We start from the raw sequence: 19,959 nt of genomic DNA, 5'->3' as shown, positions 1-19,959 counted from the left end.
AAGCCCGGATTTTATAATAGGTCTTTCGCGACCACGTCCGGCGCGCGGCTATTCAGTGGCAGCGCGCGGGCGGTTCAATGCACACCTTATGTCTTCGAAAGCCGTCAACGCGCAGTCCATTTCCCCCATCGCGCTCGTCAAGGCAGGTCAGCGTTTCGTCTTCGGCGGCGCTTCCGGCTCCGCCGATGCGCTCGCCATCGCGCGTTACCTCGCGGCGCATCGCGAGGCGGTGCCGCTTCTGACGGTGGTGTGCGCAAGCGCCGTCGATGCGCAGCGCCTCGCGGCCGAGTTGCCCTACTTCGCGCCGGACGCCCGCGTGCGCCTGTTGCCCGACTGGGAAACGCTGCCCTACGACACGTTCTCGCCGCACCAGGATCTCGTCTCCGAGCGGCTTGCGACGCTGCACGACCTCGGCGAAGGACGCTGCGACATTCTCATCGTGCCGGCGACCACCGCGCTGTATCGCATGCCGCCCGCGTCCTTTCTCGCGGCGTACACGTTCTCGTTCACGCAAGGCGAGCGTCTCGACGAAGCCAAGCTCAAGGCGCAATTGACGCTCGCCGGTTACGAGCACGTGAGCCAGGTCGTGCGGCCGGGCGAATACTGCGTGCGCGGCTCGCTGATCGACCTCTACCCGATGGGCTCGCCGCTGCCCTATCGCATCGACCTGTTTGACGATCAGGTGGATTCCATTCGCGCGTTCGATCCCGACACGCAGCGCAGTCTCTATCCGGTGCGCGACGTGCGCCTCTTGCCGGGTCGCGAGTTTCCGTTCGACGAAGCCGCGCGCACCGCGTTTCGCAGCCGCTGGCGTGAAGTGTTCGAGGGCGATCCGAGCCGCTCGCAGATCTACAAGGACATCGGCAACGGCGTGCCGTCGGCGGGCATCGAATACTATCTGCCGCTCTTCTTCGATGACACCGCGACGCTCTTTCACTACTTGCCGCAAGGCTCGCAGCTCGCGTTCATCGGCGATCTCGACGCCGCGATCAAGCGCTTCACGCACGACACGAAGCAGCGCTACGAATTCCTCTCGCACGACCGCGAGCGTCCGCTCTTGGAGCCGCGCCGACTCTTTCTCACGGACGACGACTTCTTCACGTTCGCCAAACCGTTCGCGCAACTGAAGTTTCCGCCGACGCCCGAAGGCGGCTGGGCCGTGCCGCTGCCGGGCCTTGCCATCGACCGTCACGCGGACGAGCCGCTGCTCGCGCTGCGTCACTATCTGGAGCAGACGCCGAACCGCGTGATGCTCGTCGCGGAATCGGCGGGCCGGCGCGAGACCATTCAGCAATTGCTCGCGGACAACGGCTTGCGCGGCGAGTTGCACGACACGTTCCAGGAATGGCTCACGACCGACGCGAAGTTCACGCTCGGCATCGCGCCGCTCGCGAACGGCTTCGCGCTGCCAGCCGAAGAGCTTGCGATCATCACGGAGACCGAACTGTACGGCCCGCTCGCGCGCCGCGCCGGGCGGCGGCGTCAGGAACAGGCGAGCAACGTCGATTCGATGGTGCGCGACCTCGCCGAATTGAAGGTGGGCGATCCGGTCGTGCATGCGCAGCATGGCATCGGCCGATACATGGGCCTCGTGTCGATGGACCTCGGCGAAGGCGAGACCGAGTTTCTGCACCTCGAATACCAGAACGAATCGAAGTTGTACGTGCCGGTCGCGCAGTTGCATGTGATCTCGCGCTATAGCGGCGCGGACCCGGAAAGCGCGCCGCTTCACACGCTCGGCTCCGGCCAGTGGGAGAAGGCCAAGCGCAAAGCCGCGCAGCAGATTCGCGATACCGCCGCCGAGTTGCTGAACCTGTACGCCCGCCGCGCCGCGCGCGAAGGCTTCGCTTTCAAGCTCGATCCGCGCGACTACACGAAGTTCGCGGAGAGCTTCGGCTTCGAGGAAACGCCGGATCAGGCGGCGGCGATCGCATCGGTCATTGCGGACATGACGAGCGGCAAGCCGATGGACCGCCTCGTGTGCGGCGATGTCGGCTTCGGCAAGACGGAAGTCGCGCTGCGCGCCGCGTTCATCGCGGTGATGGCGGGCAAGCAAGTGGCGATTCTTTCGCCGACGACGCTGCTCGCCGAACAGCACACGCAGACCTTCACGGACCGCTTCGCGGACTGGCCGGTGCGCATCGCGGAGTTGTCGCGCTTCAAGAGCACGAAGGAAGTGTCGCAGTCGGTGCAGCAGATCAACGAAGGCTCGGTCGATATCGTGATCGGCACGCACAAGCTCCTGTCGAGCGATGTGAAATTCAAGCGGCTCGGGCTCGTCATCATCGACGAGGAGCACCGTTTCGGCGTGCGGCAGAAAGAGGCGCTCAAAGCGCTGCGCGCAGAAGTCGACGTGCTTACGCTGACGGCCACGCCGATTCCGCGCACGCTCGGCATGGCGCTCGAAGGCCTGCGCGATTTCTCGGTGATCGCGACCGCGCCGCAGAAGCGGCTCGCGATCAAGACCTTCGTGCGTCGCGAGGAAGACGGCGTGATCCGCGAGGCGATGTTGCGCGAACTCAAGCGCGGCGGCCAGGTGTACTTCCTGCACAACGAAGTGGAGACGATCGACAACCGCCGCGCGATGCTGGAGGCGCTCGTGCCCGAAGCGCGCATCGCGGTTGCGCACGGGCAGATGCACGAGCGCGAGCTCGAACGCGTGATGCGCGATTTTGTCGGCCAGCGCGCGAACGTTTTGCTGTGCACGACGATCATCGAAACCGGCATCGACGTGCCGAGCGCGAACACGATCATCATGCATCGCGCGGACAAGTTCGGGCTCGCGCAGTTGCATCAGTTGCGCGGGCGCGTCGGGCGCTCGCATCATCAGGCGTACGCGTATTTGCTCGTGCACGATCCGCAGTCGCTGACGAAGCAGGCGCAGCGCCGGCTCGAAGCCATTCAGCAGATGGAGGAACTCGGCTCCGGCTTCTATCTCGCGATGCACGACCTCGAGATTCGCGGTACCGGCGAAGTGCTCGGCGACAAGCAATCGGGCGAGATCCACGAGATCGGCTTCCAGCTTTACACCGACATGCTCAACGACGCGGTGCGCGCGCTGAAGGACGGTCGCGAGCCGGACTTGAACGCCCCGCTCGCCGCGACGACCGAAATCAATCTGCATGCGCCGGCCATTCTGCCCGCCGAGTACTGCGGCGACGTGCAGGAGCGTCTGTCGCTCTACAAGCGTCTTGCGAACTGCGAATCGAGCGATGCGATTGACGGCATCCTCGAGGAGCTGGTTGACCGCTTCGGCAAGCTGCCGCCGCAGGCGCATGCGCTTGTGGAGACGCATCGGCTGCGTTTGGCCGCGAAGCCGCTCGGCATTTCGAAGATCGACGCGGCCGAGATGTCCATCGCGCTGCAGTTCGTGCCGAATCCGCCCGTCGATGCGATGAAGATCATCGAGATGGTGCAGAAGAACAAGCACATCAAGCTCGCGGGACAGGACAAGTTGCGGATCGAGACGCGTAGTCCGGATTTGGCGGTGCGGATTGCTACTGTTAAGGAGACGTTGCGGGCGTTGGGGGGACCGGTGAGGAAGCCTGTTGCGGCGGCGCGGTAAAGGCTTCGCGGGTTTTTGAACGCCTGCGGGAAGGCGGCTATCCGAGGTATGATCGAAGCCTACCCGCCGCATCCCAACTGCATGCGATCAGAGCAAAGACGCTCTGCGTCCGCACACTGGTCGACAGGAGTCGAAAAATGTCATACGTCGCTGATCCGGCGCATTCCGAAGCTTCTTCACCGTCCAGCAAGGGGCAAGCGTCGTCGCCCCAATCCCTGCCGTGGATCGAACGGCTCATTTCCTTCGATACGGTAAGTCGCAATCCCAACCTCGGCCTGATCGAAACCGTCCGCGACGACTTGCGCAAATCGGGCATCGAAGCCGTCATCACGACCGACCCGCGCGGCCAGTGGGCGAATCTCTTCGCGACCGTGCCCGCGCACGACGGCGAGACCAACGGCGGCATCGTGCTGTCGGGTCATACGGATGTCGTGCCGGTCGACGGCCAGGACTGGACAAGCGATCCGTTCAAGCCGGAAGTCCGCGACGGCCTGCTCTACGGCCGCGGCGCGTGCGACATGAAAGGCTTCATCGGCGCGGCGCTCGCGATGCTGCCCGTCATGCAGTCGACGAAGCTCGCCAAGCCCATTCACTTCGCGCTTTCCTACGACGAAGAAATCGGCTGCGCAGGCGCGCCGCTGATGATCGAGGATCTCAAGAAGCGCGGCGTGCGTCCGGACGGCTGCATCGTCGGCGAACCGACGTCCATGCGCCCGATCATCGCGCACAAGGGCATCAACGCGTTTCGCTGCTGCGTGCGCGGCGCGGCGGCGCATTCGTCGCTGACGCCGAAGGGCCTCAACGCCATCGAATATGCGGCGCGCCTCATCTGCTTCATCCGCGATGTCGCCGACGAATTCCGCGCGAAAGGCCCGTTCGACGAACTGTACGACGTGCCCTTCACCACCGCGCAGACGAGCACCATCAAAGGCGGCAACGCGCTCAACACCGTGCCCGCCGAATGCAGCTTCGACTTCGAATTCCGCAATCTCCCGACGATGGACCCGGAAGCCATCTTCGCGCGCATCGAGTCGTACACGCGCGAGACGCTCGTGCCGAAGATGCAGAAGGAGCACGCGAACGGCGCGATCGAGTTCTCGAAGATCGCGTCGGCGCCGGGGCTCGATGCCACCGAACAGGCCGCCATCACGCAACTCGTGCGCGCGCTCACCGGCAACCAGGAAAAGCGCAAGGTCGCGTACGGCACCGAGGCGGGTCTCTTCGCGCTCGCGGGCGTGCCGAGCATCGTGTGCGGGCCCGGCAACATCGAGCAGGCGCACAAGGCGAACGAGTACGTGTCGCTCGAACAGCTGGCCGCCTGCGAAGCGTTCCTCGGCAAGTTCATTCACAGCATGTCGGTCGACGCGCAGGCGCGCTGATCGGTCCAACGAGAACGCATTGCACGCCATGTCCAGCGCGATACAGCCTACCGACAACACGATCGACGGCACGCCGATCCCGACGCTCGACGAGATCGCCGAACAGCATATGGCGCTCGCGCCGTGGGTCGCGCGCACGCCGGTTTTCGAGCGGCACGACTTTCCGAAGCTGGAAGGCACGCCCGTCACGTTCAAGTTTGAGCTGTTGCAGGCGAGCGGCACGTTCAAGGCGCGCGGCGCGTTCTCGAACATCCTTGCGCTGACCGAGAGCGAGCGTGCCGCGGGCGTCACCTGCGTGTCGGCGGGCAATCACGCGGTCGCGGTCGCGTACGCGGCGCAGCGCATGGGCGTCGGCGCAAAGGTCGTCATCATCAAGACGGCGAACCCGGCGCGCGTGGAGTTGTGCCGGCGCTTCGGCGCGGAGATCGTGTTCGCGGAAAACGTCGCTGAAGCATTCGAAGTCGTGCGGCGCGTCGAAGCGGAAGAAGGACGCGTGTTCATCCATCCGTTTAACGGCTACCGCACGGTGCTCGGCACCGCGACGCTCGGCTATGAGTGGACGTCGCAGGCGCCCGATCTGGATGCGGTCATCGTGCCGATCGGCGGCGGCGGGCTCGCGGCGGGCGTCTCGACCGCGATGCGCCTCGCGAATCCCGCGCTGCACGTGTACGGCGTGGAGCCGGAAGGATCGGATGCGATGAGCCGCAGTTTCGCGGCCAACCATACGGTGAAGATGGGCGCGATGCACAGCATCGCCGATTCGCTGATGGCCCCGCATACCGAGCAGTACAGCTACGAGCTGTGCCGCCGTCATATCGACGCCGTCGTGACCGTGTCGGACAGCGAGTTGCGCAACGGCATGCGCCAGTTGTTCAGCGAACTCAAGCTGGCGGTCGAGCCGGCGTGCGCGGCGTCCACCGCCGCCCTGCTCGGCCCGTTGCGCGAGACGCTGCAAGGCAAGCGCGTCGGCCTCCTGCTCTGCGGGACCAACACCGACGCCGACACGTTCGCGAAGCATATCGCCACGCCCTGATGTGCAAACGGCCCCTTCCGGGGCCGTTTTTACGCTTGCACGCGTGAACGCATCAACTCACCGCCGCGAGCCGCCGCCGCTCGCTGCGCTGCATGAAGACATTCGCCGCGATCACGCCCACCGTCACCAGCGCGATAAAGAGCGTCGCCAACGCATTCATCTCCGGATTCAGGCCGAGACGCACGCGCGAAAACACGACGAGCGGCAGCGTCGTCGATCCCGGTCCGGAGAGGAACGCCGACAGCACGAGGTCGTCGATGGACAGCGTGAACGACAGCAGCCAGCCGGCGACGAGCGCCTGCGAGATGAGCGGCAGCGTGATGGAGAAGAACACGCGCAGCGGCGTCGCGCCGAGATCGAGCGCGGCTTCCTCGAGCGACGGATTCAGTTCCCGCACGCGCGATTCCACGATAATCGCGACATACGAGATGCACAGCATCACATGCCCGATCCAGATGGTGAAGATCCCGCGCCCCGCCGGCCAGCCGATCAGCTTCGCCATTTCGACGAAAAGCAGCAGCAGCGAGATGCCCTGAATCACTTCGGGAATCACGAGCGGCGCGTTGATCATGCCGGTGTACAGCGTGAAGCCGCGAAAGCGCCCCATGCGAGCCAGCACGAAGCCCGCCCATGTGCCGATGACGACCGACGCGCACGCCGTCAGAAACGCGATGCGCAGCGACAGCCACGCGGCGTTGATGAGTTCGTCGTCGGACCACAGCGCGCGGTACCACTTCAGCGAGAACTCGGTCCACACGGTGACGAGCGGCGAGTCGTTGAACGAGTACACGACGAGGCTGATGATCGGGATATACAGAAACGCGAACCCGATTCCCAACGCCGTGATTTGCAGCGAACGGCTCGGCTTGATCATCGGTTTTCCTCCAGTTGCTTCGCCTGGAAGTGCTGGAAAAGCGCCATCGGCACGAGCAGCAGCAGGACCATCGCGCAGGTGACGGCCGAAGCCATCGGCCAGTCGGCGTTATCGAAGAACTCGTTCCACATGACGCGGCCGATCATCAGCGTATCCGCGCCGCCGAGCAGTTCCGGAATCACGTACTCGCCCACCGCCGGAATGAACACGAGCAGGCATCCCGCGATGATGCCGTTCTTCGACAGCGGCAGCGTGATCTGCACGAACGCCTTCCACGGCTTCGCGCCGAGGTCGTAGGCGGCTTCGAGCAAGGTCAGGTCCATTTTCACGAGATGCGCGTAGAGCGGCATGACGAGAAACGGCAGATACGAATACACCATGCCGATATAGACCGCGATATTCGTGTGGTATAGCTCGATCGGCGTATGAATCAGGCCGATCGACATCAGGAAGTTATTCAGGAGTCCGTTGTTCTTCAGGATGCCGATCCACGCGTACACGCGAATCAGGAACGACGTCCAGAACGGCAGCATCACAGCCATCATCAGCACGTTGCGCGTGGCCGGATTCGAACGCGCGATGTAATACGCCATCGGATAGCCGATCAGGAGACACAGCACCGTCGACACAGCCGCGACCAGCAGCGAATTCATGTAGGTCGCGAAGTACAGGCTGTCCGTCAACAGGAACGCGTAGTGCGAGAAATCCAGCGCGATGTTCATCACGCCGTCTTTCATCGCGACGAGTTGCGTGTACGGGGGAATGCCGAGTTCGCTGTCCGCGAAGCTGATCTTCACGACCAGCAGGAACGGCACGAAGAACAGCAGCAGAAGCCACAGATACGGTCCGGCGATGACCGCGGTGCGCCCGCTCACGCCGATGCGCTTGAGCACGTTCATCATCATGACGTCAGCACCACGCCCGCCGACGCGCTCCAGCGCACGTAGACTTCGTCGTCGAACGTCGGCGATTCGATTTCGCCGATCGCGAGGCTCGACAGATTCGCGACCACGGTTTTGCCGCTTTCCAGCGTCACGTGATAGAGCGTGTAGCCGCCCATGTACGCGATGTTGCTGATCTTGCCGCGGCCCCAGTTGAATGTGCCTTCGGGCGGCTTGCGCGTGAGCGCGATGCGCTCGGGGCGCACGGAAATGGTCACCGGCATGCCGAGCGGCCCGGTGATGCCGTGGCTCACGTACAGGCGCACCGGCAGTTCCGCCGATTCGACGAAAATGTGGTCCGGCTCGTCTTCGACCACGGTGCCGTCGAAGAGATTCGTCGAGCCGATGAACTGCGCCGAGAAACGCGTGTTCGGATACTCGTAGACATCGTGCGGCGTGCCGAGCTGCACGATGCGGCCTTCGCTCATCACGGCGAGGCGGTTCGCCATGGTCATCGCTTCTTCCTGATCGTGCGTGACCATGATGCAGGTGACGCCGACCTTGTCGAGAATGTTCACGAGCTCCATCTGCGTGCGCTGGCGAATCTGCTTGTCGAGCGCGGACATCGGCTCGTCGAGCAGCAGCAGCTTCGGACGCTTGACGAGACTGCGCGCGAGCGCCACGCGCTGCTGCTGGCCGCCGGAAAGCTGATGCGGCTTGCGCTTTGCGAACTGCGCCATCTGCACGAGTTGCAGCGCGTTCTCCACGCGGTCTTTCAGCTCGCCGCCCTTCACGCCTTCCTGCTTCAGCCCGAACGCGACGTTCGACTCCACGCTCATGTGCGGAAAGAGCGCGTACGACTGGAACATCATGTTGACCGGCCGGCGATACGGCGGCATCTTCGCGAGGTCCTCGCCGTCGATCAGGATCTGCCCTTCCGTCACGGATTCGAGGCCCGCCAGCATGCGCAGCAGCGTCGACTTTCCGCATCCGGAACTGCCGAGCAGCGCGAAAAGCTCGCCCTTCTTCACCGACAGATCGACGCCCCGAACGGCCACCGTCTCGCCGAATTTCTTGACGACGTTCACGACCTGCACGAAGTTGTCGTCCGTGCCCGGACCGGACGCCGCACTGCCCGGCTGCGGCCGGCCCGATTGTGGCGCTGCCTTCAACGCGCTCGACTGCTCACTCATGATTGCCTGTTCGACTCCTGCGTCTGTGGTTCGCCGCTTTCACTTTCGCCGACGAATCACGAACAAAGCCCCCGGAGGTCCGAGGGCTTCGTCATTTCAATGAATAACCGGTTCTCTCGACTTAGCGGCCGGACTTGAATTCCGTCCAGAGCCGCGTCTGCAGACGCTGGATCTCGGGCGGCAGCGGCTTCAGCAGGAACAGGGTCTTGATGACGTCCTGCGGCGGATACACCGCCGGGTCGTTCGCCACGTCCTTGTCCACGTATTTGCGCGCTTCCAGATTCGCGCTCGGGTAGTACACAGCGTTCGTAATCGCGGCATGGACCTGCGGCGTCTCGATGTAGTTGATCCACTCGTGCGCGGCTTCCTTGTTCTTCGCGTCCTTCGGAATCGCCATCACGTCGAACCAGATCGGCGCGCCGCCCTTCGGGATGTAGTAATCGATCTTGAACGGCTTCTTCGCCTCGATGGCGCGGTGCTTCGCGATCACCACGTCGCCGGACCAGCCGTACGTGAAGCAGATGTCGCCGCCGACCATGTCGTTGATATAGCCCGACGAATTGAACTGCGTGATGTAGGGGCGAATCTTCTTCAGCATCGCGAGTGCTTCGCGATAGTCGGCGGGATTCGTGCTCATCGGATCCTTGCCGATGTAGTGCAGCGCGGCCGCGAACATCTGGTCCGGCGCGTCGAGCACGGACACGCCGCAGGCCTTCAGCTTCGAGATGTTCTCCGGCTTGAAGAGGATGTCCCAGTTGTTCAGTTCAGCGTTCGGGCCGAGGATCTGCTTCGCCTTGTCGACGTTATAGCCGAGGCCGGTCGTGCCGTACGCCCAAGGCACCGCGAATTTGTTGCCGGGGTCCGCGCCCGCGACGAGTTGCATCAACGTGGGGTCGAGATACTTCAGGTTCGGCAGCTTCGACTTGTCGAGCGGCGAGAAGATGTTCGCGGCAATCTGCTTGCCGGCGTAATTGCTCGTCGGCACGACGATGTCGTAGCCCGAGTTGCCCGTGAGCAGCTTGGCCTGCAGGGTGTCGTCGCTGTCGTAGTTGTCGTACTTCACCTTGATGCCCGTCTGCTTGGTGAAGTTCGGGATCGTGTCCTTGGCGATGTAGTCGGACCAGTTGTACACGTTGAGTTGCGTGTCTTTCGCCGATGCCCCGAGCGGAAGCAGCATCGCCGCGCACCCGAGCGCGCCCGCGAGCTTCGCCAGTTTGTTGTTCATCTCGATTCTCCCTTGTTCCGACTTCTCGATGGCATCGCGCACGCGGTACGCCTCTTCTGGTCGAGCGGCCCGCGACAGCCTGTAAAACCCCGAAAACTACCACTAAACCGAAGTGCGACAAAAAATAATGCGCCGCTTGTCGCGCAAAGCACACGGGCGATGGCGCCAACACCCTTCGCCCGCAAAAGTGGGCGCATTTTAGCCCCTAATCGCCCCGCGCGACACCGGATAAAACCAAGCGCTTCGGCTCGGCCGCGCCGAAAGGCCGCAGTAATGTCATCACATGTGACGTTCGCCCGTCCGCCGGTCGCGTGCCCTTCTCAATCCGCCGCGAAAAGGGGTGCGCGGCGCTTTCGGACGCGAATAACGATCAGCGGAACAGTCGTTGCTTAATCAACCAGCGTGCGTCGCGGGAAAGCGTCGCCGTCGTGGCATCCGTCACGCTTATCCGTCACGCACGCTGCTGCGGCGGCCTCGGGAACCGCCCGAGCGCGCCGTCGCACCGCACCTCGAGGCCACCGTCTGCATGAACACCAACCCGTCCGCGCTTGCTCAACTCTCCGCCTCGAAGTCCGGCGCACCGTCCCGCCCCGGCACGCGCGATCTCCCGCCCCGGCGGCCGCGCGGCCGCTGGTATTCGTTCGCCGGAGCCGGCGCGCTCGTCGCCGTCGGCTACATGGACCCCGGCAACTGGGCGACGGCGCTTTCCAGCGGCGCGCGTTACGGCTATCAGCTGCTCTTCGTCGTGCTGCTCGCGAGCCTGATGGGCATGCTGCTCCAGTGGGTCGCCTCGCGCGTCGGCGTCGTGACCGGGCGCGATCTCGCGCAGCTTTGCCGCGAACGCTACAGCCGCCGCACCACCATCGTGCTGTGGCTCGCGTGCGAAGTCGCGATCATCGCGTGCGACGTCGCCGAAGTAGTCGGCAGCGCCGTCGCCTTGCAGATGCTGCTCGGCGTCTCGCTCACGGTGGGCGTGCTGATGTCGGCGGTCGGCACGTTTGCGATGCTCGCGCTGCAAAGCCGCGGCAAGCGGCCGTTGCAGCGCGCCGTGACCGCGCTGATCTTGTTCGTGAGCTTCTGCTTCGTAATCCAGCTCGCGCTCGCGCATCCGGCGTGGCATGAGGCGCTGGCGGGCTTCGCGCCGCCGCGCGCCCTGATTCGCGACGCCGGCATGCTCTGGCTCGCGGCCGGCGTGCTCGGCGCCACCGTGATGCCGCACAACCTCTATCTGCATTCGTCGCTCGTTCGGGACCATGCGGCGGACCGCGACGACGAAGCTATCGGCGACGCGCTCAAGGGCGTGAACATCGACACGTTCGCGTCGCTTGGCATTGCGTTCGTCGTCAACGCGTCGCTGCTGATCGTGGCCGCCGCCGTCTTCCACGCGGGCGGCCACGCCGAAGTCGACGATCTGGCGGACGCGCATCGGCTGATCGCGCCGCTCGTCGGCAGTCACTGGGCGGGCATTGCGTTCGCGTCGGCGCTGCTCGCGTGCGGACTCAACGCGACGGTGACCGGCACGCTCGCCGGCCAGGCCGTGATGGAAGGCTTCCTGAACCTGAAAGTGGCGCGGTGGGCGCGGGCGCTGCTCACGCGCGGCCTCGCGATCGGCCCGGCGCTCGCGGCGGTCGCAAGCTTCGGCCAACACGGCTCGAACTCGCTGCTCGTCGCCACGCAGGTCGTGTTGAGCGTGCAATTGCCGCTCGCGGTAATCCCGCTCGTGCGCTTCGCTTCGGATGCCGGGCTCATGGGCCGCTGGCGCGTCGCGCGCGTGCCGCTCGTGCTGTCGTGGGGCTGCGCGGGCGTGATCGTCGCGCTCAATGCCGCGATGCTCTGGCAAGCGGCGACGGGCCACTGAACGTTCCCTGTCGCGGGACAGCGAGCGCCGGCGTCTGGGCAAGGTCGGCGTGATCCGGTTAGGATCGAAAGTTCGTGCTCTTCGTCGGACTCAATGAGACCGCAGTGACACCGCAGTCCGACGATCTCCCCTTTGCCAACAGGATGCCGACTACATGGCCTCAGGCCCCCGTTTGCTTGCGATTCCGTCCCTCAACCTCCGAACCCGCCGCGCGCTGCGGTGCATGTGCCTTGCGTCGGGTCTTTCCATCGGCACCGCCGCGCACGCGACCGTCGCCGTGCTGCAACCGGCGCGCGAAGCGGCGGCCACGCAGCCGCTCGAACTGACGCTGCTCTACACCGACGACGACGCGAAGCCGCTCACCGTGGACGTGCCGAAGCAGCTCACCGTGCGCCTGACCAACGGCGATCTGCCGCCCGCGCCGCTCCTCCTCGCGCGCGATCCGAAGACGCCCGATCGACTGCGGCTCGTGCCGGGACAGTATCGGCGCGTGCGGTATTCCGCGCCGTGGCCGGACTCGGCGCGCGGCACCATCAAGATCGATCCGGTGGGCTTCGATGCCTCGCCGATGCTCGTCACGCTGAATCGGGGCGAGGATCAGACGCAGGTGGTCGCCGCGGAGAAGCGCGAGACGCAAGCGGCGACGCCGACGCAACTCGCCAGCGCGGCCGCCGTTGCGAACACGTCGGACGTGCCGACCACGACGACCGACACCATGCTCTCCGGCCGCTTCTCGACCTTCGAGCCGATCTACTTCGCCGACGGCCGCAACGGCGACAATCTCGCCAAGTTCCAGTTCAGCTTCAAATACCGGCTGCATCTGCCGGACGACCCGCGCTCGCGCGGCTTTCTGGACAACTTGTATTTCGCGTACACGCAGACGTCGATCTGGAATCTGTCGGCGCCGTCCGCGCCCTTCCGCGACACGAGCTATCAGCCGCAGCTGTTCTACTACGTGCAGGACACCGGCTGGAAGAGCCCGCTTTTTACGCGCATGGGCGTGGCGGCGGGTATCGGACATGAGTCGAACGGGCGAAGCGGCCCCGAGTCGCGCGCGATTAACATCGCGTTCGTGCGACCGACCTGGGACTTCGGCGACCTCAACAGCAATCACCTGACGCTGTCGCCGAAGTTCTATTACTACCTGTCGAAGAGCGGCAACGAAGATATCGCGGATTATCGCGGCTACGTGGATCTCCTCGTGAAATACGGCAGCCCGGATAGCTGGCAACTCGCGACCACGCTGCGCAAGGGCACGAAGCACTGGTACGGCAGCGTCGATTCGCAACTGACCTATCCGCTTGCGAAGCTGATCGGCAGCGCGTGGGGCGGCTATGTCTTCGTGAGCTATTTCAACGGCTACGGCGAGGACATTCTGGACTACAACCAGCGGCATCACTGGATCGCGCGGATAGGCTACAGTATTGCCCGCTGATTCTTTTCCGACGATCCCGCTCATGTCCTCGATTCTCCACGACCTACCCGACAGCCCTTGCATCGGCGTGTGCTCCACGCTTTTCGACGAAGTCTGCAAAGGCTGCGGCCGCACGGCGGGCGAAGTCTCGAACTGGGTGTTTCTGAGCGACGAGGAAAAGCGCGCGATCTGGGAGCGGATCACGCGCGAGGGAACGGCCATGCGGTTTCGCAACGACAAGCTGTGAGCGTTGGGCGGTCGCCCGACACAACAAAACCGGCGTCTGCAAACGAAAAAAGCCGCGAACGCGGCTTTTTTCTCTTCTGCGGCCGAACTTGCCGGCTTACTGAATCCCCTGGCTCGCCAGAAAATCCTCGTAATTGCCGCCGAAGTCGCGCAGCGTGCCGTCCGTCTTCACCTCGATGATCCGGTTCGCAAGCCCGCTCACGAATTCGCGGTCGTGCGACACGAAAATGAGCGTGCCTTCGTACTTGTCCAGCGCGATCTGCAGCGACTCGATCGACTCCATGTCCATGTGGTTGGTCGGCTCGTCCATCAGGAGCACGTTGTGGCGGCCGAGCATCAGCTTGCCCCAGATCATGCGGCCCTTCTCGCCGCCCGACAGCACTTTCACGTTCTTCTTGATGTCGTCCGCGTTGAAGAGCAGCCGGCCGAGCGTGCCGCGCACCATCTGGTCGTCGTCGCCTTCTTGACGGTATTGGTCGACCCATTCGGTCAGCGTCTCGTCCTTCGGGAACTCTTCGTACGTGTCCTGCGGCATGTAGCCGACGTTCGCGTTTTCCGCCCACTTGACCGTGCCGCCGTCCAGTTCCAGCGCGCCCTTCAGCGCCTTGAGCAGCGTGGTCTTGCCCGCGCCGTTCTCGCCGATGATCGCAATGCGTTCGCCCGGCTGCACGCTAAGGTTGAAGTTCTGGAAGATGGTGCGGTCGTACTTCTTCGTGATGCTGTCGGCCACCACCGCGATGTTATGCAGCTTCTTCTCGAAGTCGAAGCGGATGAACGGGTTCTGCCGCGACGACGGCTTGAATTCCTCGATCTTGATCTTGTCGATCATCTTCAGGCGGCTGGTGGCCTGGCGCGCCTTCGACTTGTTGGCCGAGAAGCGGCGCACGAAGTCCTGAAGATCCGCCACGCGTTCCTTGGCCTTGGCGTTCGCGGCCTGCTGACGCTCGCGCGCCTGCGTGCTGGCGAGCATGTAGTCGTCGTAGTTGCCCGGCCAGATTTTCAGCGTGCCGTAGTCCATGTCCGCCATGTGCGTGCAGACCTGGTTCAGAAAGTGCCGATCGTGCGAGATGATGATCATCGTCGAGTTGTACTGGTTGAGCACGTCTTCCAGCCAACGGATCGAGTTGATGTCGAGGTTGTTGGTCGGCTCGTCCAGCAGCAGCACGTCGGGCTTCGAGAACAGCGCCTGCGCGAGCAGCACGCGTAGCTTCCAGCCCGGCGCGATGTTGCTCATCGGGCCGTTGTGATCGGCAATGTTGATGCCGATGCCGAGCAGCAGTTCGCCCGCGCGCGCTTCCGCCATGTAGCCGTCGTATTCCGCGAACTTCGCTTCGAGTTCGGCGGCGCGCATGTAGTCGTCGTCGGTGGCGTCCGGGTTTGCGTAGATCGCGTCGCGCTCGGTCATCGCGGCCCACATCTCGGTGTGGCCCATCATGACGACGTCGAGCACGCGCATGTCTTCGTACGCGAACTGATCCTGACGCAGTTTGCCGAGACGCACGTTCGGCTCCAGCATGACGTTGCCGGAAGACGGTTCGAGATCGCCGCCCAGAATCTTCATGAACGTCGACTTGCCGCAGCCGTTCGCCCCGATCAGGCCATAGCGATTGCCTTCGCCGAACTTGACCGAGATGTTCTCGAAGAGGGGCTTGGGCCCGAATTGCATGGTGATATTGGCGGTAGACAGCACGGCGCGTCCTTTCGAATGGAGTACGGCGAAAAACCTGAGATTTTAGCAGCTTTTGACGGCTTTTTCGCCGTCTGCGGCGGTTCTGCGAGCGGTTGTCCGGCGCGACGTCCGGCAAAAATGCCCGCGATGATGCGTCGCTGAAAGCACTGCGGGGGCGCGGCCCTCGCTCGGACCGCGCCCCCGCGCGTCGTGTGGCTCCCGAAACTCAGGTCCGCTCGGCGATATATGCCTTCACGACAGCCGCATCGGCAGGAACGATATCGAACCTTTGTGGCAGTTTTTCAAGTCCCACGAATGCCGCCGGCCGCTCTGGCTCGCGTTCGAGCGCCTCGCGGATGGTTTCGCCGAATTTGATCGGCTGCGCCGTCTCCAGCACGATCATCGGCACGCCGGGCTTGAGATTCTCGCGCGCGACCTTCACGCCGTCCGCCGTGTGCGTGTCGATCATCGTGTCGTAACGCTCGAAGACGTCGCGGATGGTCCGCACGCGGTCGTCGTGGCCGCTCTTGCCCGACACGAAGCCGAACTGCTTCACGCGCGCGTAATCGCCGCTCGCCGCGAGATCGAACCCGCCCTTCTCTTCGACATCGCGGAAAAGCTGCACGACGCGCGCCGGATCGCGGCCGAGCAGGTCGTACACGAAGCGCTCGAAGTTCGACGCCTTCGAGATGTCCATGCTCGGCGATGTCGTGTGATACGTTTCCGCCGCGCCGCGCACGCGATACACGCCCGTCCTGAAGAACTCGTCGAGCACGTCGTTCTCGTTCGTCGCGACGACGAGCTGGTCGATCGGCAGGCCCATCATCCGCGCGATATGCCCCGCGCACACGTTGCCGAAATTGCCGGACGGCACGGTGAACGACACACGCTCATCATTGCTCTTCGTCGCGGCGAAATAGCCCTTGAAGTAGTAGACGACCTGCGCCACGACGCGCGCCCAGTTGATCGAATTGACCGTGCCGATCTTGTGCTTTGCCTTGAACGCGTGATCGTTCGACACCGCTTTCACGATGTCCTGGCAGTGGTCGAAGTTGCCTTCCACGGCCAGATTGAAGATGTTCGGGTCCTGCAGCGAAAACATCTGCGCGGTCTGGAACGCGCTCATCTTCTTGTGCGGCGACAGCATGAAGACGCGCACGCCCGTCTTGCCGCGCATCGCGTATTCGGCGGCGCTGCCCGTATCGCCCGACGTCGCGCCGAGGATGTTCAGTTCCTCGCCGTGCTTGGCCAATGCGTACTCGAACAGATTGCCGAGCAGTTGCATGGCCATGTCCTTGAACGCGAGCGTCGGACCGTTCGAGAGTTCCAGCAGCGAAAGCGGCGCGCCGTTTTCCACGCCGAGCGTCTTGAGCGGCGTGATCTGCGACGCGCTTTCCTCGTGGCGCACGTTGCTGTAGACCTGCGCCGTGTACGTCTTGCGCGTGAGTGAGCGCAGGTCGTCGGCGGGAATGTCGTCGCTGAATTTCGAGAGCACTTCGAACGCGAGATCCGCGTACGACAGCGTGCGCCAGCGCTCGAGTTCATCGGCCGATACGCGCGGATACTCCGCCGGCAAGTACAAGCCGCCGTCCTTCGCGAGACCGCCGAGCAGGATGTCGGAAAACGTGTGGCGCTCGCCGGTGCCGGCGCCGCGCGTCGAAATGTAGTTCATGTCACTGTCCTGCGCTTAATTGAGGGCTGCGATGCGCAGCTTCGTCACCTTCGAGACCACCGTCGCGAGCGCCTCGATCTCGGCGATCGCCGCGTTCGCGTTCTTTTCCACGGTCTCGTGCGTGATGAGGATGATGTCCGTTTCGCCCTCGTGGGCGCCATCGACTTGTTGCGATTCCTTTTGCAAGAGCGCGTCGATGGAAATGCCCTTGTCCGCCAGAATGCGCGTGATGTCGGCGAGCACGCCCGTGACGTCCGCCACGCGCAGCCGCAGGTAATAGCCGCTCGTGATCTCGTCGATCGGCAGAATCGGCGTGTTCGAAAGACTATCGGGCTGGAAAGCCAGATGCGGCACGCGATGCTCCGGATCGGCGGTATGCAGCCGCGTGACGTCCACCAGATCGGCGACCACGGCCGATGCCGTCGGCTCCGCGCCCGCGCCCTTGCCGTAGTAGAGCGTCATGCCGACCGCGTCGCCGTGCACGACGACCGCGTTCATCGCGCCTTCGACATTCGCGAGCAGGCGCTTTTCCGGCACGAGCGTCGGATGCGTGCGCAGCTCGATGCCCTTCTCCGTGCGCCGCGCGATGCCGAGCAGCTTGATGCGATAGCCGAGATCCTCGGCGTAGCGAATGTCGATCGCCGCGAGCTTGCTGATGCCTTCCACGTACGCGCGGTCGAACTGCACCGGCACGCCGAACGCAATCGCGCTCATGATCGTGATCTTGTGCGCGGCGTCGACGCCTTCGATGTCGAAGGTCGGATCGGCTTCCGCGTAGCCCAGCTCCTGCGCGGCCGAAAGCGCCGTCGCGAAGTCGATGCCGCGGTCGCGCATCTCCGAAAGAATGTAGTTCGTGGTGCCGTTGATGATGCCCGCGATGGCCTCGATGCGGTTCGCGGTCAGACCCTCGCGCAGCGCCTTGATGATCGGAATACCGCCCGCCACCGCCGCCTCGAACGCGACCATCACGCCTTTCGCGCGCGCCGCTTCGAAGATCTCCGTGCCGTGGACCGCGAGCAGCGCCTTGTTCGCGGTCACGACGTGCTTGCCGTTGGCGATCGCGCGCAGCACCAGTTCCCGCGCGAAGCCCGTTCCGCCGATCATTTCGCACACGATATCGATGGCAGGATCGTCGACGACCGAGTGGAAGTCGTCGGTAATGGCAACGCCCTCCGCAGCCTTCGCCTTGGCCGGCGTGCGCACCGCGATGCGCGCGATCTCGATGCCGCGGCCCGCGCGTCGTTTGATTTCTTCCTGATTGCGCCGCAGCACCGTGAAGGTGCCGCTGCCCACCGTGCCGAAGCCCAAGAGTCCTACTTTGATCGGTTCCATACTGCGCGAGTCTTATAAAGGGAGATTTAAGCGGAGTGCCGTTTGCGATAGCCGTCGAGAAAGCGCGCGATGCGGTTGATCGAATCGGCCAGATCGTCGATGTTCGGCAGGAAGACCACGCGGAAATGATCCGGCGTCGGCCAGTTGAAGCCGGTGCCTTGCACGAGCAGAACACGTTCTTCGAGCAGCAGATCGGTGATGAACTGCTGGTCGTCGGCGATCGGGTACATCTTCGGATCGAGCTTCGGGAACATGTAGAGCGCGGCCTGCGGCTTCACGCAGCTTACGCCCGGAATGGCCGTGAGCATGTCGTAGGCGAGATCGCGCTGCTTGAAAAGCCGTCCGCCCGGCACGATCAGGTCGTTGATGCTCTGATAGCCGCCGAGCGCCGTCTGAATGGCGTACTGGCCGGGAACGTTCGGGCACAGGCGCATCGACGCGAGAATGCCGAGCCCTTCGAGATAGTCTTTCGCGCGGCGACGGTTCTCCTCGATCAGCCCCGAAATCGCCATCCAGCCCGCGCGATACCCGCACGAGCGATAGCTCTTCGAGAGGCTATTGAACGTGACCGTGATGACGTCCTCTGACAGGGCGGCCATCGACGTATGCGTCTTGCCGTCGTAGACGATCTTGTCGTACACCTCGTCCGCGAAAATGATGAGACCGTGCTCGCGCGCGATGCCGATCAGTTCCAGCAGCAGTTCGTCCGAATACAGCGCGCCCGTCGGGTTGTTCGGATTGATGACGACGAGCGCCTTCGTGTTCGGCGTGATTTTCGCGCGAATATCGTCGAGATTGGGCATCCAGCCGTTGCCTTCCTCGCACATGTAGTGGCGCGGCGTGCCCGCCGAGAGGCTCACGGCCGCGGTCCACAGCGGATAGTCGGGCGCGGGCAGCAGCACTTCGTCGCCGTCGTTCAGAAGCGCCTGCATGGCCATCACGATCAGCTCGGACGCGCCATTGCCGATGAAGATGTCGTCCAGTTCGACGCCCGCCACGCCCTTTTGCTGCGTGTAGTGCATGATCGCCTTGCGCGCCGCGAACACGCCCTTCGAGTCCGAATAGCCCGACGAGCCGGGCAGATTGCGGATCATGTCCTGAATGATCTCGTCCGGCGCCTCGAAGCCGAACGGCGCCAGATTCCCGATATTCAGCTTGATGATGCGATGCCCTTCCTCTTCGAGGCGCTTCGCGTGTTCGAGCACGGGACCGCGGATGTCGTAGCAGACGTTTTGCAGCTTGTTGGATTTAAGGATCGGTTTCACGGCTAGCGGCTCTTTTGTTGAACGGGCTGTCGGGTTCGCTTGTTGTGCGGCTGCTGAAGCGGGCGATTTCGGCGGCCACCGCGCCGTCCGGACGCGCGGCGCCGCTCGAAGTATCGCCGAAGTGTCGACGAGTATCGACGAAACAGCGCCGGACAGGCAAAGCGGGATGTTACGGAGTTGTGCGGCCGACCCAGCCGTTTGACTTTGCGCAATGGCCGGCGCCGCGATTGACGCCGGGCCAGATAGGGCAAGGGCGCTGCCGGCCGGATTGCGTGTCGATGGCGGCTTGTGGCGGCACGCGAGCGCAACGGGCGCCGCAAGCGAACCCGGCGGCCGGAAAGTTATAATTTACT

At 63.9% G+C, this 19,959-nt stretch carries 14 protein-coding genes; 6 read left to right on the top strand and 8 right to left on the bottom strand.

What is annotated here, in order from left to right:
* Positions 1–88 precede the first annotated feature (88 nt).
* The 3 genes from mfd (at position 89) to HWX53_RS08185 (ending at position 5,977) form a co-directional block, all read left to right on the top strand.
* Positions 89–3,565, top strand: a complete 3,477-nt coding sequence (gene mfd, locus HWX53_RS08195; protein WP_175940265.1) for a transcription-repair coupling factor — start codon at positions 89–91, stop codon at positions 3,563–3,565.
* A gap of 137 nt (positions 3,566–3,702) precedes the next feature.
* Positions 3,703–4,944, top strand: a complete 1,242-nt coding sequence (gene argE, locus HWX53_RS08190) for an acetylornithine deacetylase (protein ID WP_175940264.1) — start codon at positions 3,703–3,705, stop codon at positions 4,942–4,944.
* A gap of 28 nt (positions 4,945–4,972) precedes the next feature.
* Positions 4,973–5,977, top strand: coding sequence for a threonine/serine dehydratase (locus HWX53_RS08185; RefSeq protein WP_175940263.1), 1,005 nt, complete (start codon positions 4,973–4,975; stop codon positions 5,975–5,977).
* A 52-nt stretch (positions 5,978–6,029) separates the two neighbouring features.
* On the opposite strand, the gene HWX53_RS08180 is transcribed toward HWX53_RS08185, so the two are convergent.
* From HWX53_RS08180 to HWX53_RS08165, 4 genes are all read right to left on the bottom strand, one after another.
* Positions 6,030–6,848, bottom strand: coding sequence for an ABC transporter permease subunit (locus HWX53_RS08180; protein ID WP_175940647.1), 819 nt, complete (start codon positions 6,846–6,848; stop codon positions 6,030–6,032).
* Positions 6,848–7,756 (bottom strand): ABC transporter permease subunit, encoded by a 909-nt coding sequence (locus HWX53_RS08175; protein ID WP_175940262.1) that lies wholly within the window; start codon positions 7,754–7,756, stop codon positions 6,848–6,850. The genes HWX53_RS08180 and HWX53_RS08175 overlap by 1 nt, the downstream gene beginning before the upstream one ends.
* Complete coding sequence (potA, locus tag HWX53_RS08170; RefSeq protein WP_175940261.1) at positions 7,753–8,925, bottom strand: polyamine ABC transporter ATP-binding protein; 1,173 nt, start codon at positions 8,923–8,925, stop codon at positions 7,753–7,755. Before potA ends, HWX53_RS08175 begins: the two co-directional genes overlap by 4 nt.
* Before the next feature lie 121 nt (positions 8,926–9,046).
* Entirely contained in the window at positions 9,047–10,102 is a 1,056-nt protein-coding gene (locus tag HWX53_RS08165; RefSeq protein ID WP_175940646.1) for a polyamine ABC transporter substrate-binding protein, read from the bottom strand.
* A 574-nt stretch (positions 10,103–10,676) separates the two neighbouring features.
* On the opposite strand from HWX53_RS08165, the gene HWX53_RS08160 reads away from it, so the two are divergent.
* The 3 genes from HWX53_RS08160 (at position 10,677) to HWX53_RS08150 (ending at position 13,669) form a co-directional block, all read left to right on the top strand.
* The gene (locus HWX53_RS08160; RefSeq protein WP_175940260.1) at positions 10,677–12,008 is read left to right on the top strand and encodes an Nramp family divalent metal transporter; all 1,332 of its coding nucleotides are present in this window, start codon (positions 10,677–10,679) and stop codon (positions 12,006–12,008) included.
* A 223-nt stretch (positions 12,009–12,231) separates the two neighbouring features.
* Positions 12,232–13,443 (top strand): phospholipase A, encoded by a 1,212-nt coding sequence (locus HWX53_RS08155; RefSeq protein WP_241269888.1) that lies wholly within the window; start codon positions 12,232–12,234, stop codon positions 13,441–13,443.
* Between the two features lie 22 nt (positions 13,444–13,465).
* Positions 13,466–13,669: a DUF1289 domain-containing protein gene (locus HWX53_RS08150; protein ID WP_159836099.1), complete on the top strand. Its 204-nt coding sequence runs from the start codon at positions 13,466–13,468 to the stop codon at positions 13,667–13,669.
* Between the two features lie 96 nt (positions 13,670–13,765).
* On the opposite strand, the gene HWX53_RS08145 is transcribed toward HWX53_RS08150, so the two are convergent.
* The 4 genes from HWX53_RS08145 to HWX53_RS08130 form a co-directional block, all read right to left on the bottom strand.
* Positions 13,766–15,358 carry an ABC-F family ATPase gene (locus tag HWX53_RS08145; protein WP_175940258.1) on the bottom strand — a complete coding sequence of 531 codons (1,593 nt, stop codon included), beginning with the start codon at positions 15,356–15,358 and terminating at the stop codon, positions 13,766–13,768.
* 205 nt (positions 15,359–15,563) lie between these two features.
* Positions 15,564–17,009, bottom strand: a complete 1,446-nt coding sequence (gene thrC, locus HWX53_RS08140; RefSeq protein ID WP_175940257.1) for a threonine synthase — start codon at positions 17,007–17,009, stop codon at positions 15,564–15,566.
* 15 nt (positions 17,010–17,024) lie between these two features.
* A complete protein-coding gene (locus tag HWX53_RS08135; protein ID WP_175940256.1) occupies positions 17,025–18,341 on the bottom strand; it encodes a homoserine dehydrogenase in 1,317 nt (438 codons plus the stop codon).
* A 26-nt stretch (positions 18,342–18,367) separates the two neighbouring features.
* Entirely contained in the window at positions 18,368–19,606 is a 1,239-nt protein-coding gene (locus tag HWX53_RS08130) for a pyridoxal phosphate-dependent aminotransferase (RefSeq protein WP_175940255.1), read from the bottom strand.
* Between the last annotated feature and the right edge of the window lie 353 nt (positions 19,607–19,959).

The organism is Caballeronia sp. BCC1704, assembly GCF_902833455.1.
Taxonomy (GTDB): domain Bacteria; phylum Pseudomonadota; class Gammaproteobacteria; order Burkholderiales; family Burkholderiaceae; genus Caballeronia.
The sequence above is the reverse complement of the archived record's forward strand: the minus strand, read 5'-3'. Positions and strand labels throughout refer to the sequence as shown.

Bases quoted from the DNA above. Each gene is read 5' to 3' on its own strand.
- HWX53_RS08165 (WP_175940646.1), bottom strand. From the start codon at position 10,102: ATGCTGCTTCCGCTCGGGGCATCGGCGAAAGACACGCAACTCAACGTG.
- potA (WP_175940261.1), bottom strand. From the start codon at position 8,925: ATGAGTGAGCAGTCGAGCGCGTTGAAGGCAGCGCCACAATCGGGCCGG.
- HWX53_RS08175 (WP_175940262.1), bottom strand. From the start codon at position 7,756: ATGATGATGAACGTGCTCAAGCGCATCGGCGTGAGCGGGCGCACCGCG.
- HWX53_RS08150 (WP_159836099.1), top strand. From the start codon at position 13,466: ATGTCCTCGATTCTCCACGACCTACCCGACAGCCCTTGCATCGGCGTG.
- mfd (WP_175940265.1), top strand. From the start codon at position 89: ATGTCTTCGAAAGCCGTCAACGCGCAGTCCATTTCCCCCATCGCGCTC.
- thrC (WP_175940257.1), bottom strand. From the start codon at position 17,009: ATGAACTACATTTCGACGCGCGGCGCCGGCACCGGCGAGCGCCACACG.
- HWX53_RS08185 (WP_175940263.1), top strand. From the start codon at position 4,973: ATGTCCAGCGCGATACAGCCTACCGACAACACGATCGACGGCACGCCG.
- HWX53_RS08135 (WP_175940256.1), bottom strand. From the start codon at position 18,341: ATGGAACCGATCAAAGTAGGACTCTTGGGCTTCGGCACGGTGGGCAGC.
- HWX53_RS08155 (WP_241269888.1), top strand. From the start codon at position 12,232: ATGTGCCTTGCGTCGGGTCTTTCCATCGGCACCGCCGCGCACGCGACC.
- HWX53_RS08160 (WP_175940260.1), top strand. From the start codon at position 10,677: ATGAACACCAACCCGTCCGCGCTTGCTCAACTCTCCGCCTCGAAGTCC.
- argE (WP_175940264.1), top strand. From the start codon at position 3,703: ATGTCATACGTCGCTGATCCGGCGCATTCCGAAGCTTCTTCACCGTCC.